The organism is Agreia bicolorata (assembly GCF_000938265.1).
Lineage (GTDB): Bacteria > Actinomycetota > Actinomycetes > Actinomycetales > Microbacteriaceae > Agreia > Agreia bicolorata.
Window position 1 is genome coordinate 55,817 of record NZ_JYFC01000001.1, and the last position, 15,253, is coordinate 71,069.

Genomic DNA, 15,253 nt, shown 5'->3' on the forward strand with positions numbered 1-15,253 from the left:
CCAGGACGTTACGCCGTGGGCTGACCTTTCACCACGGCATCCGTCGGCCGAGCAGTGGACGAGGCACGTGCGCGCTCGGCCAGGGTCCGCTCGTTCTGCTTCGCAATCTTCGGCTCGCGCTCGCGCAACTGAGCGTAGAGGGGGGCCGCGACGAAGATCGTGGAGTAGGTTCCGACCAGGATTCCCACCAGAAGAGCCAGGGAGATGTCGCGCAGCGTGTCTGCGCCCAGAACGAAGGCACCGATGAAAAGAATCGCGGCCACCGGCAATGCCGCGACCACAGCCGTGTTGATGGAGCGTACAAGCGTCTGATTCACTGCCAGGTTCACAGCCTCGCCGAAGGTGAGATGCGAATCCTTACCGAGGCGCGCGGTGTTCTCACGAACCTTGTCGAACACGACCACGGTGTCGTACAGCGAGTACCCGAGGATGGTGAGGAAACCGATCACAGCTGCGGGAGTGATCTCGAACCCCGTCGCGGCGTATACGCCGGCGGTGAGCACGAGGTCGTGCAGAAGCGCGAGCATCGCGGCGGCTGACATCTTCCAGGTGCGGAAATAGATCGCCATGGCGATGCCGGCGAGGATCAGGAAGACGACGAGACCTCGGATCGCCTGACCGGTCACGTCGGATCCCCACGATGCGCCGATGAACGAGGCCGTGATCTCCGTCTCGGGAACCTTGTAGGCCGCGGCGAGTGCGGTGCGGACCTCGTTGGTCTCCGCAGTCGTCAGCTGATCGGTCTGCACGCGCACACCGGAAGCGCCCAGCGTCGAGACGCGGGCGACGGCCTGAGGCACGACGGAGGCGACGGCGTCTTCAGCAGCGGACTGCGGCGTGTTGGCAACGTCGCTCACCACGAACTGCGAACCGCCGCGGAACTCGATGCCGAAGTTGAACCCGCCCTTGACGAGCGGGATAGCGACGGACGCGATCATGAGCACGATGGCGATGGAATACCAGATGCGGCGGTGCTTGATGAAGTCGAAGGATCGCTTGCCTGTGTAGAGGTCATTTCCGAACTGCGCGAAACTGGCCATCAGGAATCCTTCCCGTCTTTCTTGGTATCGGCGGGTTTATCAGCCGTGAGCTGGGCCGCCTTGCGCTCCGCGATGGTCTGCCGACGTTCTGCCTCGCGCCCGGCGCCTGCCTTCTTGGCCGCGATCGAGTCGACCGGCTTGCGGAACTCGGCGCGTCCGCGATAGATCGCTCCGAGCGCTGTCGGGTCGAGACCGGATGCCTTGTGCCCGCTCGAGAAGAACTTGGTCGACGCAAGAAGTCGCAGCACGGGGTGAGTGAAGAGAATCACGACGAGCACGTCGATGACGGTCGTGACGCCGAGGGTGAGTGCGAAGCCGCGCACGTTTCCGACGGCGAGCACGTACAGCACGACAGCAGAAAGCAGGTTGACCGCCTTGGCCGCGTAGATGGTGCGCTTGGCGCGGCGCCATCCTGCCTCGACCGCTGATGCGAGCCCCTTGCCGTCGCGGAGTTCGTCTCTGATTCGCTCGAAGTAGACGATGAACGAGTCGGCCGTGAATCCGATCGCCACGATGAGACCCGCCACCCCGGCTAGTGAGAGGCGGAAGTCGATGCGCCACGACATCAGGGCGATCACGAGATAGGTCATGACGCCGGCGACCACGAGCGAGGCGACTGTGACGAGGCCGAGTGCGCGGTACTGGAAGAGCGAGTAGATGACCACGAGGATCAGCCCGATCAGACCGGCGATGAGCCCGCTGAGGAGCTGTGACGACCCGAGGGTCGCCGAGACGGAGTCGTTGCTCTGCACGGTGAAGCCGATGGGCAGCGCGCCGAACTTCAGGTTGTCAGCGAGGGTCTTCGCGGAATCCTGGGTGAACGAGCCCGAGATCTGGGGGCGGCCATCGGTGATGACGGCGTTGGTCGTCGGTGCCGAGATGACCTTGCCGTCGAGCACGATGGCGAACTGATTCTGGCTGCCCTTGAGCGCGTTGAGGCGAGTGGTGACATCTGCGAACTTCGAGGTGCCTTCGTCGTTGAAGACGATGTTGACGACCCACTGGCCCGTCGAAGCTCCGGTCTGCGTCTGGGCGACACCGCTCGTCGCGTCGGAGATCATCTCGCCTGTCACTTCGACCGGGCCGAGGATGTACTTGGCTGCGCCAGTCTCGTCGCACGCCAACAATGGCTTGTCGGCGGGCGCCTGTCCGGCGTCCTTCGCTCCGTCGGAGTCGCAGCTGAAGTTGGTGAACTGGTCCTGAAGGGCCGGCGTGATCCAATTCAGATCGCTCGCGTTCGTCGGTGCGACAGTGGGGGTGTCTGAGAGGCCCTCAGCAGGCGTCGCCGTCGGAGTGACGGCGGCGGTCGGGGCTGAGTCGGCGACCAGAACGGGCCGGAACTCGAGCTTGGCCGATGATTCGATGCGGTTCAACGTGTCCTGATCGGGCGTTCCCGGAATCGAGACGACGATGTTCTGTCCGCCTTGGGTGCTGATCTCGGCCTCGGACACACCCGAGGCATCGACCCGCTGCCTGATGATCGACACGGCCTGCGAAAGCTGCTCGTCGTTGACCTGCTGGCCACTCTCGAGCTTCGGCGCCAGAATGATCTGCGTTCCGCCCTCGAGGTCGAGACCGAGTTTGAGTCCCCAACCGGCGCCGGGGGCGCCGAACAGCACGCCTCCCGCGATGGTCCCGGCGAGCACTGCGAGAACTACGACGAGCCAGATGAGCGTTCGCCACGCCTGCTTGACCGCGGAAAGAGTTGATGCCACCGGCGAACTCAGCTTTCTTTAGCGCACGTCCGAGGCCAGAGCGGCCCGGCGTGTGTTGTGCGCGAGGGGTTGGAAAAGAGGGAGGTTACTCGTCGACTTTGTCGGTCTTCGAGGCCGTGGGGCCCGAAGTCGTGGGCTTCGAGTCGGGAGCAGTCTCTTCGATACGTTCGCCGAAGGCGGGCTCGGTAGTTGACGCGCCGAAGGCTGGCTCAGCGGCCGATGCTTCGGTATCGGTGTCGCCTTCGTCGTTCGAGACATCGGCATCGTGGTCGTCGATGACCCGCGTGACGACCTGACGGTGCACGGTGAGTACGGTGCCGGGCGACGTCTCGAGCTGCACCTTGTTGTTCTCCTCGTCGATGTCGAGGATCGTTCCGAAGACGCCGAAGTTCGTCATAACGTCGGCGCCGACCTGCACCTTCTGCTGCAGCTCTGCAGCTTCACGCTGGCGCTTGCGGCTGTTGCGGAACATGAAGAACACGAGGATGGCCAGTACCGCCAGCATGCCGATGGTGAGGGGATCAAGAACCATGAAAAAGTCGTGCCTTCCAGCAATGGGGGGGTGATTGTCGGCTTCATACTAGTGACGCCGCCTGATGGCGGGCCTATGGGCCACAGTGAATTATAGGTCATCGTCGAACAGAGAGTCGGACGAGCGGCTGATTCCCATGTGCCGCCATCCCGCAGGAGTCGCGACTCGACCACGTGGAGTGCGCGTGATGAGGCCCACTCGCACGAGGAAGGGCTCGACGACGCTCTCGATCGTCTCAGCCTCCTCTCCCACCGAAACGGCAAGGGTGCTGAGGCCGACGGGACCGCCGTTGAAGCGAGTGATCAGGATGTTCATCACGGCCCGATCGAGTCGGTCCAGCCCCAGCACGTCGACGTCGTAGAGCTCGAGGGCCGCGTCGACGATCGACGTGCTCGCGCGTCCTCCGTGCACGAGGGCGTAGTCGCGCACGCGGCGCAGAAGGCGGTTGGCGATGCGCGGTGTCCCTCGTGACCGCTGAGCGATCTCTACGAGCGCGGCCTCGTCGATCGACAGCTCGATGAGCGCTGCGGCGCGGCGGAGCACGTGCACGAGTTCGTCTGTCGAATAGAACTCGAGGTGCGCCGTGAAGCCGAAACGGTCGCGAAGCGGGTTCGGTAGAAGCCCTGATCGCGTGGTCGCTCCGACCAGGGTGAACGGCGCCAGATCCAGAGGGATGGATGTGGCACCGGCTCCCTTGCCGACCATGATGTCGATGCGGAAATCCTCCATGGCCAGGTACAGCATCTCTTCTGCCGTTCGTGCCATGCGGTGGATCTCGTCGACGAAGAGCACCTCGCCCGGCACCAGCGATGACAGGACGGCCGCGAGATCGCCGGCGTGCTGGATAGCCGGACCGCTCGTGAGTCTGAGCGGCCGATCGCTCTCGTGCGCGACGATCATGGCGAGCGTGGTCTTGCCGAGGCCGGGTGGGCCCGCGAGCAGAATGTGATCGGGGGTGCGATTCTGAATGCCGGCCGCCTCGATCAGGAGCTGCAGCTGGCCCCGCACCCGGGCCTGACCGACGAACTCGGCGAGGCTCTTTGGCCGGAGTGCGCCCTCGAAGGCGATTTCGCCCTCGGAGAGCGGTTCGGGGTTCACGATCGGGCTGGCGTCACGAGACATCGCGGAATCGGAGGGCGTCATCGCGAGCCGCCCGGATTACGAGGGCCGAGTTCGGTGAGGGCCAGCCGCAGCAAAGCCTGAACCGACGCCGTCTCGTTGTCTGAGGCGTGCAGGAGCACGGCATCCAGACCGGCCTCGGCCGCCTTCTCATTCCATCCAAGTCCGATCAGAGCCGCAAGCACGTCGTCGCGAACCGTGCCCGTGATCTCTTTCGTGGCCGCCGGGGCGGCAGCGTAGACGGCGACCTTGCCCGCCAGAGAGAGAACGATGAGCTTGGCGGTCTTCGGCCCGATTCCCGACACCTTGCGGAACACGGCGTCGTCTTCTTGGGCGACGGCGATGGCGATCTGTGAAGGAGAGAGCTCGGCGAGCACGCCCATGGCCGACTTGGGGCCGACCCCCGTCACACCCGTGAGAAGCGTGAAAAGGTCGAGCGAGTCGTGGTCGACGAAGCCGAACAGCGAGAGTGAATCCTCGCGCACGATGAGGCTGGTGACGACGGATGCTTCGTGCCCGACCCGCAGAGACAGGGTGTGGGCAGGAGTCAGCGTCACGTCGAATCCCACTCCCCCGACTTCGATGACGGCGGACGAGCCGCTCACGCGGAGGACGGTTCCTCGAAGGGCAGAAATCACCGTGTAAGCCTACGGGCAGTGCCCGCCGCTTTCTCTGCGGCGCGCCACGCCTGCTGGGCGCGGGTCATTCCAGATTCGGATGCCGAGTCGCGGGATGCGCGGGCGCTCGACGTGGCGGGCGAACGCCACGCGTGGCAGATGGCGAGGGCCAGGGCGTCGGCGGCGTCGGCGGGCTTCGGAATCTCGGAGAGGCCGAGGATCTTGGCGACCATCGTTCCCACCTGTTTCTTCTCTGCCTGCCCGTACCCGGTGATCGACGCCTTGACCTCTGTCGGAGTGTGCAGGCTGACCGGGATGCCGTGCCGCGCCGCCGCGAGAAGGGCGATGCCGCTGACCTGAGCTGTGCCCATCACGGTGCTCACGTTGTGCTGTGCGAAAACGCGCTCGATCGCAATGCTCTCGGGGCGATGCTCGTCGATGAGTTCGTCGAGACCGAGCGCAACTCCCAGAAGTCGCTGGTCGAGCTCCATCGTCGGCGGGGTGCGCACCACGGTGACCGCGACGAGCGTCGCGACCCTGTTTGCGGTGACATCGACGACACCGACACCGCAGCGTGTGAGCCCTGGATCGATTCCGAGAACACGCACGTCGGGGTCGGCCCTACTCCTCGTCGGTGTCGAGTTCGGCGCGGACCTCGTCGCTCAGATCGACGTTGCTGTAGACGTTCTGCACGTCGTCGCTGTCTTCTAGCGCATCGATGAGCTTGAAGACCTTGCGGGCGCCTTCGGCGTCGACGTCGACCTTCAGCGATGCGACGAACTCGACGTCGGCCGAGTCGTACTCGATGCCCGCGGTCTGCAGCGCCTCGCGGTTGGCCACGAGTTCGCTGGGATCGGTGACGATCTCGTACTGGGCGCCGTGATCGATGACCTCTTCTGCGCCGGCTTCGAGCACAGCGAGAAGAACGTCGTCTTCGGTGAGGCCGTCGGCGTGGGGCACGGCGATGACGCCCTTACGGGCGAAGTTGTATGCGACGCTTCCTGGGTCGGCCATGGCGCCGCCGTTGCGGCTCATGGCGGTGCGCACCTCGGCCGCAGCGCGGTTGCGGTTCTCGGTGAGGCACTCGATCAGCAGCGCGACTCCGTTGGGACCGTATCCCTCGTACATGATCGTCTGATAGTCGACCGACTCGCCAGTGAGCCCCGCTCCACGCTTGACCGCGCGGTTGATGTTGTCGATGGGAACTGAGGTCTTCTTGGCCTTTTGGATGGCATCGACGAGGGTCGGGTTGCCGTTCAGGTCGGCACCGCCGATCTTGGCTGCCACCTCGATGTTCTTGATCAGCTTCGCGAACGACTTTGCTCGGCGCTGGTCTTTGACGGCTTTTTGGTGCTTGGTGGTTGCCCACTTGGAATGCCCGGACACTGTTCTGCTCCCTGCGTACTCTGTTCGATCAACGTTCAGTCTAAGTGAGCGGCGTGTTCTGCCTCGGAGAACCGCCGCCCAAACCGGGCGTGCTCGCGCTAGCGAGAGGCGCGGACCTTGTCGAGGAAGTACTCGTGGAATCGCACGTCGCCGGTGACCTCCGGGTGGAATGCGGTACCGAGAAGGTTCTGCGACTCGACTGCGACGACGCGCCCGTCGTCGAGGTGCGCGAGTACCGTGACGCCGTCGCCGACTGACTCGACGACCGGCGCGCGGATGAATACGGCGTGCACGGGCGGATCCCCAAGTACCGGCACGGCGAGATCTGTTTCGAACGAATCAAGCTGATTGCCGAAGGCATTCCGTCTCACAGAGATGGAAAGCCCCCCGAGGGTCTGCTGGCCCGCGATCGCGTCGAGCACGCCGTCGGCCAACATGATGAGGCCGGCGCAGGTGCCGTACACAGGCAGACCGTCCGCGATCGCCGCCCGGAGTGGCTCCGCGAGTCCGAACGCCCGCGAAAGCTTGTCCATAACGCTCGATTCGCCGCCCGGAATGACGAGGCCGTCGATATCTGCGATCTCCTCGGGGCGGCGTACCGATACGGCATCCGCCCCGAGCGAGGTCAGAACTCGAAGATGCTCTCGAAAATCGCCCTGCAGGGCGAGCACGCCGACGCGCGGGGCGTTGCCGCGACTACCAGCCACGCTCTGCGAGGCGGTGGGGAGCGGCGACATCCGACACGTTGATTCCGACCATCGCCTCACCGAGACCACGCGAGACCTCGGCGACGACCGACGGGTCATCGAAGAAGGTGGTCGCCTTGACGATCGCGGCGGCACGTTCGGCCGGGTTGCCCGACTTGAAGATGCCCGAACCCACGAACACGCCGTCGGCTCCGAGCTGCATCATCATCGCCGCGTCGGCGGGGGTAGCCACGCCGCCTGCCGTGAACAGCACCACCGGAAGAGTTCCGGTCTCGGCGATCTCCACAACGAGGTCGTACGGAGCCTGCAGTTCCTTCGCGGCGACGTAGAGCTCGTCTTTCGACATCGACGACAGTGCGGCGATCTCCGATTTGATCTTGCGGATGTGCTTGGTGGCCTCGGACACGTCTCCGGTTCCGGCCTCACCCTTGGAGCGGATCATCGCCGCGCCCTCGTTGATGCGGCGCAGAGCTTCACCGAGGTTGGTGGCGCCGCACACGAAGGGAACCTGGAACTTCCACTTGTCGATGTGGTTGACGTAGTCGGCGGGGCTCAGAACCTCGGACTCGTCGATGTAGTCGACGCCGAGAACCTGGAGAACCTGCGCTTCCACGAAGTGGCCGATGCGCGCCTTCGCCATGACCGGGATGGAGACGGCGCCGATGATGCCGTCGATGAGGTCGGGGTCGCTCATACGCGCGACGCCGCCCTGCGATCGGATGTCGGCGGGAACGCGCTCCAGCGCCATGACAGCGACGGCGCCCGCTTCTTCGGCGATCTTCGCCTGCTCGGCGTTGACGACGTCCATGATCACGCCGCCCTTCAGCATCTCGGCGAGACCGCGCTTGACGCGGCTCGATCCGTGCTCGGTACGGCCGGTCTGGGAAGGTGTTTCTAGGGTGCTCATTGTGTCCTCTCGAACCCGATTCTACTCGGGTGTGTGGTGTCTAGACTGACTCGGGCCATGCGGCGGCGATCGACGTGCGAACGTCTCCGAGCAGCTGTGGAAGTGCTTTCGTCTGGGCGATGATCGGGAAGAAATTGGCGTCCTGAGACCATCGGGGAACGACGTGCTGGTGCAGGTGATCCGCGATTCCCGCACCCGCGACTCTGCCCTGATTCATGCCGATATTGAAGCCGTGGCACTGGGATGTCTCACGCACGACCCGCATCGCGGTCTGCGTGAGGGCAGCGATCTCCACCACCTCGGCCTCCGTGGCATCGTCGTAGAGCGAGACATGGCGGTAGGGGCAGACGAGGAGATGTCCACTGTTGTACGGAAACAGGTTCAGCAACACGTAGGCGTGCTTGCCTCGATGAACGATGAGGGCTTCCTCGTCGCTCAACTGCGGCGCCCGACAGAACGGGCAGGTGTCGTCACCGTTCACCGGGCCGTTCTCGATGTAGACCATCCGGTGCGGCGTCCAGAGCCGCTGGTACGCATCCGGAACCGCCGCGAAATCACCGGAGTCCTCTATCGGCACTGCGGGGAACTCCTGGTCAGCGGGAATCACGCCTGGCCCTGGCTGGTGACCTGCAGACGCGAATCGATGGCTGCTCGGATGCGGGCGACGGCTTCGTCGATCGGCACGCCGTTCTCCTGTGTACCGTCGCGGAAGCGGAAGCTCACCGATCCCTGAGCGCGATCCTCTTCTCCTGCGATGAGCAGGAAGGGAACCTTCTGCAGCGTGTGGTTGCGGATCTTCTTCTGCATGCGGTCGGCGGAGACATCGAGCTCGGCTCGCACACCCTGCTTCTTCAGGGTTGACACGACCTCGGCGAGATAGTCCTCGTACTGTTCGGCGATCGGGATGCCCACGACCTGAACGGGCGCAAGCCAGACAGGGAAGGCGCCGGCGTAGTGTTCGGTGAGCACGCCGAAGAAGCGCTCGATCGAGCCGAAGAGAGCTCGGTGAATCATGACCGGGCGCTGTTTCGTGCCGTCCGACGCCGTGTACTCCAACTCGAACCGCTCGGGCAGGTTGAAGTCGAGCTGAACGGTCGACATCTGCCACGTACGGCCGATCGCGTCGCGCGCCTGCACCGAGATCTTGGGACCGTAGAACGCGGCTCCCCCGGGGTCGGGCACGAGCTCGAGGCCGGACTCGGCGGCGACCTCGGCCAGGGTCGAGGTCGCTTCTTCCCAGACGTCGTCGTCGCCGACGTACTTCTCAGGATCTTTGGTCGACAGCTCGAGGTAGAAATCGGTCAGCCCGTAGTCGCGCAGGAGAGCCAGAATGAAGTTGAGCGTCTTGGTCAGCTCTTCCTTCATGTTCTCGCGGGAGGTGAAGATATGTGCGTCGTCCATCGTGAGCCCGCGCACTCGCGTGAGGCCGTGCACCACGCCTGACTTCTCGTTGCGGTAGACGGTGCCGAACTCGAACAGGCGAAGTGGAAGATCCCGATACGACCGACCCGACGACCGATACACGAGGATGTGCATCGGGCAGTTCATGGGCTTGAGGTAGTAGTCGGCACCCTGGCGAGTGATCTCGCCTTCCTCGTTGCGGCCCTCGTCGAGGTGCATCGGGGGGAACATGCCGTCGGCGTACCAGCCGAGGTGGCCGGACTGCTCGAAGAGGTGCGCCTTGGTGATGTGGGGGGTGTAGACGAAGTCGTACCCCTCCTCTTCGTGCTTGCGACGCGAGTAGTCCTCCATCTCACGTCGGATGATGCCGCCCTTGGGGTGGAAGACGGCGAGCCCGGACCCGATCTCGTCGGGAAAGGAGAAGAGGTCGAGCTCGTTGCCGAGCTTGCGGTGGTCGCGCTTCGCCGCCTCTTCGAGGCGAGCCTGGTACGCACGCAGCTCGTCCTTGGTCGGCCACGCGGTTCCGTAGATGCGCTGGAGCTGCTTGTTCTTCTCGGAGCCGCGCCAGTAGGCGGCGGCCAGCCGGGTGATGGAGAACCCGTTTCCGACGAGTCGCGTCGACGGCAGATGCGGGCCGCGGCAGAGGTCCTTCCACAGAGTCTCGCCCGTCTTGGGGTCGACGTTGTCGTAGATGGTGAGCTCTGCTCCGCCGACCTCGACCGACTCGTCGGCCGTCTCGTCTTCGGGCGCGCCCTTGAGTCCGATGAGCTCGAGCTTGTACGGCTCATCTGCCAGTTCGGCGCGAGCCTCTTCGTCGGTGACGACGCGGCGGGTGAATCGCTGACCTTGGCGGATGATCCGCTCCATGGCCTTCTCGATGGCCTTGATGTTCTCGGGAGTGAAGGGCTCGGCGACGTCGAAGTCGTAATAGAAGCCGTCGGTGATGGGCGGGCCGATGCCCAGCTTCGCCTCGGGGTTGATCGTCTGCACCGCCTGAGCGAGCACGTGGGCTGCGGAGTGGCGGAGAATATTGAGACCATCGGGCGAATCGATCGTCACAGACTCGACATTGTCACCTGCATCGACCGTCGTGGCGAGGTCGCGCAGTTCGCCGTTCACCCTCATGGCCACGATGGACCGGTCCGGAAAGAGTTCGAATCCGTCAACCACTTTTGTCCCGCTCCTTGTTATGTCACCGACCTATCCACTGTAGTGCCGGGTACGAGCAGCTCGATCCCGCGACGTGCGGCGTGAGCGTGGGGCGCCGGATGCCCGGGAACGACAAAAGCCCCCGGTTTCCCGGGGGCTTCATCTTCTGTGGGCGATACTGGGATCGAACCAGTGACCTCTTCCGTGTCAGGGAAGCGCGCTACCGCTGCGCCAATCGCCCATTCGTTGTGTCTCGGTAAGAGACCGGGTGAGTGAAACCCTATTGAGTGGAGGTGGCGACGGGATTTGAACCCGTGTGGACGGCTTTGCAGGCCGCTGCCTCGCCTCTCGGCCACGCCACCATTCATTGAGCTACACATGACACATGACTGTGCTTTGTGAATCTTCTCACTCGAGCGGATGACGAGATTCGAACTCGCGACCCTAACCTTGGCAAGGTTATGCGCTACCACTGCGCCACATCCGCATTTGCTCGCTTTTCGGCGTGCGTTGAAGACTCTAGCCGAAACATCGCGGCATGACCAAACCGAGCGCTTTTCAGGTTCCTGGAATCGTCGGCCGAGATGCTTTCAAGCCCGGGATCAGGCCGAAGTCGGGCGCTGAATGTGACGGGGCAGCCCGGGCGTGTCGGCGCGATTCCTCTCGTCGATGTGCGATGCGTGCGTCACGTCGGCTAGGATCGATCCGCGCTGCTTCGTGCGGCGCGTGACGGGCGATTGGCGCAGTTGGTAGCGCGCTTCGTTCACACCGAAGAGGTCATCGGTTCGAGTCCGGTATCGCCCACCCGTCGAAAGCCCCGATCAATCGCGAGATTGTTCGGGGCTTTTCTCGTTCATCGACCGTGCCGCGCGAACCGCGCCCCACGCGATGAGTCCCTGACCTGCGAGATACAGGGCCATGATGATCAGATCCTGCTGAACGAGCTCGAAGTCCGGCAGAAAGATGCGGCACGCGAGCAGGCTGTCGGAGCAGACAAATAGCAGAGCGCCAATGGCCGTCAGCCTGTTCGTCGCTAGGGCTGCGGCGCCGGATGCTCCGAGCACGAGACCGTAGGCCGCCACCGGCACGAGCAGTGTGCCGAGCGACGGTTGCAGCAGAAGCACAAAGGCAATCCACCAAAGAACATAGAGATATGCCGCCAAAGGAACGGGCCGGCGTCTGAACGACGAGGCGAATGCCACGAGGTATACCAGGTGGGCGAGGAAGAAAGCCGCAAGGCCCAGCAGAAAACCGACGTCACCCGGCGAGGACAGCAGCACGTCGCCCAGCCAGGAGAACGCCAGGGCGGCCACAATGAGCACGATGCCGGCGCCTCCGCGTCGTGCGCTCACCACGAGAGCGACCAGCATCAGTGCTGGCATCAGCAAAGGCTTCGTCCACCCGGCCAGTTCCGGCAGGCCGGCTGCCAAAGCGACGAGGTGCGCGGCGGACAGGATAAGAAAGAGAACGACCGCCCAGCGGTGGCGTGAGGTGCTCACCCGTGCTCGACCGTCGATCATGCATCACACTGTGGCACGGGGCGAGCCGATGGTGAAGCGTCAGGGGAATACCCGGCCCGACGGGTCCGTTGCCCCAACGGATACATTTGCATGGAAGCCGCAGAGAACGAGGAGATCGACATGACCCAGCAACTCGAGTTAGGACTGGACACGTTCGGAGATGTCACGGCTGATCCCGATGGCACGCCTCGCAGCTACGCTCAGGTCATTCGAGACGTCATTGCGGAGGGCGTGCTGGCCGATCAGGTTGGAGTCGACTTCATCGGTCTGGGCGAGCATCACCGCGACGACTTCGCGATCTCCGCACCGGATGTCGCTCTCGCGGCGATCGCAGGCCAGACGTCGCGCATCCGACTCGGTTCTGCGGTCACGGTTCTCAGCTCCGACGACCCCGTGCGCGTCTTCCAGCGCTTCGCCACGCTGGACGCGGCATCCAACGGCCGTGCCGAGGTCATTCTCGGTCGCGGCTCGTTCACCGAGTCGTTTCCCTTGTTCGGCTACGAGCTCAGCCAATATGAGGAGCTGTTCGAAGAGAAGCTCGACATCTTCACTCGCCTGCTGACCGAGAAGCCGGTCACCTGGCAGGGCAGCACCCGGCCCGCGCTGGTCGACCAGCGCGTGTTCCCGACCACCGAATCCGGAAACCTGAAGACGTGGATCGGCGTCGGGGGAAGTCCCGAGTCGGTAGTGCGTGCCGCGAGATACGGGCTTCCCCTGATGCTCGCCATCATCGGCGGCGACCCCGTGCGGTTCGCGCCCTATGCGGATCTCTACAGGCGCGCCCTGGCGCAGCTCGAGAGCCCCGAACTGCCGATCGGGGTGCACTCCCCCGGATACGTTGCAGCGACCGATGAGCAGGCCCGCGAGGAGTTCTGGCCCGAATACAAGAAGATGCGCGACCGCATCGGCGCCGACCGCGGCTGGCCTCCCATGGCCCGATCGGAGTTCGACCGCGAAGCCGGCCCGCACGGGTCGCTGTATGTCGGATCGCCTGAAACAGTCGCCCAGAAGATCGCGTCGACCGTGCGCGCGATCGGTGCTAGCCGCTTCGACCTCAAGTACAGCGCCGGTCCCCTGTCGCATGATCTGCTCATGACCTGCATCGAGCTCTACGGAACCGTGGTCATTCCGCGCGTTCGCGAATTGCTCGCCGAATGACGGCCGTCGATATGAGCGGGGTCGGCTTCAGATCCCAGCGTGGCCCCGTTCTCATCGCCCTGATGGTGACGACCGGTCTCGTGGCGATCGATGCGACGATTCTCGCCACGGCGGTTCCGTCGATCGTCGACGATCTGGGAGGCTTCGCCCAGTTCCCGTGGCTGTTCTCGATCTATCTGCTCGCGCAGGCCGTGTCTGTGCCTCTCTACGCGAAGCTCTCCGACACGGTGGGCCGTAAACCGATCATCCTCGTCGGTGTGGGCCTCTTCCTGCTCGGGTCAATTCTCTGCGGATTCGCGTGGAGCCTGCCCGCACTCATCGCGTTCCGCGCGGTGCAGGGGCTGGGCGCCGGCGCCGTGCAGCCGATGGCGATCACCATCGCCGGCGACATCTACTCGGTCGCGGAGCGCGCCAAAGTGCAGGGCTATCTGGCCAGTGTCTGGGCCATCAGCTCCGTCGCGGGCCCGACTCTCGGCGGGGTGTTCTCCGAGTTCGTGTCATGGCGCTGGATCTTCTTTATCAACATCCCGCTCTGTCTCGTCGCAGGGTGGATGCTTGTGGGCCGGTTTCACGAGAAGATCGAGAAACGCAAACACCGGCTCGACATCGCCGGAGCCGTTCTTCTCACGGCGGGGCTCAGCCTCGTCATCCTCGCCGTACTGGAGGGCGGGCAGGCGTGGACGTGGGATTCGGTTCCGAGCATCGTGGCGTTCACCGTCGGCGGCGCGCTCCTCGCAGTCTTCGTTATGGTCGAGCGGCGTGCGGCCGAGCCGATACTCCCCCTCTGGGTCTTCTCCCGTCGACTGCTCATCACAACGACGCTCATTTCGCTGGGTGTCGGGGCGATCCTCATCGGCCTGACCTCGTACGTGCCGACGTTCCTCGAAGGTGTCGCCGGTGCGTCCCCGCTCCTCGCGGGATTGGCTCTGGCCGCTCTCACCATCGGATGGCCCATCTCTGCATCGCTGTCAGGTCGGTTCTATCTTCGGCTGGGCTTTCGCGTGACCGTGCTCATCGGCATCGGCCTCGCCATTCTCGGAGCGGGTGCGCTGATCGTGATCTACCCGAGTGCGAACATCTTGCTGGTCGCGGTGAGTTGCTTTCTGGTGGGCCTCGGACTCGGTCTCGTGGCGACCCCGAGTCTGATCGCGGCCCAGTCGAGCGTGCCGTGGAACGAGCGCGGCGTCGTGACCGGCACGAACCTGTTCTCCCGTTCGATCGGCAGCGCCGTCGGCGTCGCCGTATTCGGAGCGATCGCGAACAGCATCTTCGCCGCCAGTTCGAGGGGCGAGAGCGATCCCTCGGTTCTGACGAACGCATCGGGGGCTGTCTTCGCGGCCGTGCTCGTGTGCGCTCTGTTCACCGGTGCCGCCGCTCTGGCTATGCCGCAGGCCCGGGTTGAGGATGTCGAGCACGTGGAGACGACGCGGTAGCCCGCTCGTCTACGGGCGTCGGCCTTTCAGCGCCGACGTCACTGCGGCGAACTGCGCACGACTGACCGAACTCGCCTCGCGTCGCATCCCTGATTCGAAGACGCGGAAGACCCTGTCGAGTCGCACCCAGCTCGGGCGGCCCTGCGAGTCCCATGGCCCCGGCCCGACGTAGACGAAGTGTTGCGCATCGCGATCGTGCGGCTTGCTGGTGAGTTGCAGGGCGAAGACCGACCTCGACGATTCACGCGCCACGATCAGCACGGGCCGATCCTTTCCGCGTCCGTCGTTCTCCTCGTAGGGCACCCACGTCCAGACGACCTCTCCGGGATCCGGCTTGCCGTCGACCCTGGGGTCGAACACGATGCGACGTCGCCCCAGTGCCTCGATTCCCACCTCGATCGTGGCATCGGCTCCTGATTGCCCCGGAGACCAGGCAACACCGCGGCCCTGCGGTGAATCGGGCGTAGCCGGCTTGCTCGTGCGGAACGCGGAGAAAAGGCTCCTCACGATCTTCGTCAGGGCCCGGAGTCTCATGAGGCCGAGCGTACAGCGTCGTCAAGCCCCCGAGT

At 64.5% G+C, this 15,253-nt stretch carries 15 protein-coding genes and 4 tRNA genes; 3 read left to right on the plus strand and 16 right to left on the minus strand.

The genetic code is table 11. The features are described from left to right. Positions 1–8: 8 nt before the first annotated feature. From secF to TZ00_RS00325, 14 genes are all read right to left on the minus strand, one after another. The gene (gene secF / locus TZ00_RS00260) at positions 9–1,040 is read right to left on the minus strand and encodes a protein translocase subunit SecF (protein WP_044438411.1); all 1,032 of its coding nucleotides are present in this window, start codon (positions 1,038–1,040) and stop codon (positions 9–11) included. Beyond that, entirely contained in the window at positions 1,040–2,755 is a 1,716-nt protein-coding gene (gene secD / locus TZ00_RS00265; protein ID WP_044438412.1) for a protein translocase subunit SecD, read from the minus strand. Before secD ends, secF begins: the two co-directional genes overlap by 1 nt. Before the next feature lie 85 nt (positions 2,756–2,840). Continuing rightward, complete coding sequence (yajC, locus tag TZ00_RS00270; RefSeq protein ID WP_044438415.1) at positions 2,841–3,287, minus strand: preprotein translocase subunit YajC; 447 nt, start codon at positions 3,285–3,287, stop codon at positions 2,841–2,843. 90 nt (positions 3,288–3,377) lie between these two features. After that, positions 3,378–4,409 carry a Holliday junction branch migration DNA helicase RuvB gene (gene ruvB, locus TZ00_RS00275; protein ID WP_044439203.1) on the minus strand — a complete coding sequence of 344 codons (1,032 nt, stop codon included), beginning with the start codon at positions 4,407–4,409 and terminating at the stop codon, positions 3,378–3,380. 17 nt (positions 4,410–4,426) lie between these two features. Then, positions 4,427–5,044 carry a Holliday junction branch migration protein RuvA gene (ruvA, locus tag TZ00_RS00280; protein WP_044438417.1) on the minus strand — a complete coding sequence of 206 codons (618 nt, stop codon included), beginning with the start codon at positions 5,042–5,044 and terminating at the stop codon, positions 4,427–4,429. Beyond that, a complete protein-coding gene (gene ruvC / locus TZ00_RS00285) occupies positions 5,041–5,631 on the minus strand; it encodes a crossover junction endodeoxyribonuclease RuvC (protein ID WP_044438418.1) in 591 nt (196 codons plus the stop codon). The genes ruvA and ruvC overlap by 4 nt, the downstream gene beginning before the upstream one ends. Before the next feature lie 13 nt (positions 5,632–5,644). Then, positions 5,645–6,409: a YebC/PmpR family DNA-binding transcriptional regulator gene (locus tag TZ00_RS00290; RefSeq protein ID WP_044438420.1), complete on the minus strand. Its 765-nt coding sequence runs from the start codon at positions 6,407–6,409 to the stop codon at positions 5,645–5,647. Positions 6,410–6,507: 98 nt separating this feature from the next. Beyond that, positions 6,508–7,146 carry a pyridoxal 5'-phosphate synthase glutaminase subunit PdxT gene (pdxT, locus tag TZ00_RS00295; protein ID WP_044438421.1) on the minus strand — a complete coding sequence of 213 codons (639 nt, stop codon included), beginning with the start codon at positions 7,144–7,146 and terminating at the stop codon, positions 6,508–6,510. Next, a complete protein-coding gene (gene pdxS, locus TZ00_RS00300) occupies positions 7,106–8,023 on the minus strand; it encodes a pyridoxal 5'-phosphate synthase lyase subunit PdxS (protein WP_044438422.1) in 918 nt (305 codons plus the stop codon). Before pdxS ends, pdxT begins: the two co-directional genes overlap by 41 nt. Before the next feature lie 40 nt (positions 8,024–8,063). Then, positions 8,064–8,627: an HIT family protein gene (locus tag TZ00_RS00305; protein WP_238579558.1), complete on the minus strand. Its 564-nt coding sequence runs from the start codon at positions 8,625–8,627 to the stop codon at positions 8,064–8,066. Next, positions 8,627–10,549: a threonine--tRNA ligase gene (gene thrS / locus TZ00_RS00310; RefSeq protein ID WP_238579559.1), complete on the minus strand. Its 1,923-nt coding sequence runs from the start codon at positions 10,547–10,549 to the stop codon at positions 8,627–8,629. Before thrS ends, TZ00_RS00305 begins: the two co-directional genes overlap by 1 nt. A 193-nt stretch (positions 10,550–10,742) precedes the next feature. Next, positions 10,743–10,814, minus strand: a tRNA-Val gene (locus TZ00_RS00315). A gap of 47 nt (positions 10,815–10,861) precedes the next feature. Then, positions 10,862–10,935 (minus strand) — tRNA-Cys (locus TZ00_RS00320). 53 nt (positions 10,936–10,988) lie between these two features. Continuing rightward, positions 10,989–11,060: transfer RNA gene (locus TZ00_RS00325), tRNA-Gly, on the minus strand. Positions 11,061–11,304: 244 nt separating this feature from the next. Here TZ00_RS00325 and TZ00_RS00330 point away from each other — a divergent pair. Next, positions 11,305–11,377, plus strand: a tRNA-Val gene (locus TZ00_RS00330). Positions 11,378–11,394: 17 nt separating this feature from the next. On the opposite strand, the gene TZ00_RS00335 is transcribed toward TZ00_RS00330, so the two are convergent. Continuing rightward, a complete protein-coding gene (locus tag TZ00_RS00335; RefSeq protein ID WP_052521169.1) occupies positions 11,395–12,093 on the minus strand; it encodes a lysoplasmalogenase in 699 nt (232 codons plus the stop codon). 120 nt (positions 12,094–12,213) lie between these two features. Here TZ00_RS00335 and TZ00_RS00340 point away from each other — a divergent pair, with 120 nt between their 5' ends. Beyond that, a complete protein-coding gene (locus TZ00_RS00340) occupies positions 12,214–13,251 on the plus strand; it encodes an LLM class flavin-dependent oxidoreductase (protein WP_044439209.1) in 1,038 nt (345 codons plus the stop codon). Then, positions 13,248–14,684, plus strand: a complete 1,437-nt coding sequence (locus tag TZ00_RS00345) for an MFS transporter (RefSeq protein WP_044438426.1) — start codon at positions 13,248–13,250, stop codon at positions 14,682–14,684. The genes TZ00_RS00340 and TZ00_RS00345 overlap by 4 nt, the downstream gene beginning before the upstream one ends. A 9-nt stretch (positions 14,685–14,693) precedes the next feature. Here TZ00_RS00345 and TZ00_RS00350 read toward each other — a convergent pair whose 3' ends face one another. Then, on the minus strand, positions 14,694–15,218 hold the full coding sequence (locus TZ00_RS00350; RefSeq protein ID WP_044438428.1) for a type II toxin-antitoxin system PemK/MazF family toxin: 525 nt from the start codon (positions 15,216–15,218) through the stop codon (positions 14,694–14,696). Between the last annotated feature and the right edge of the window lie 35 nt (positions 15,219–15,253).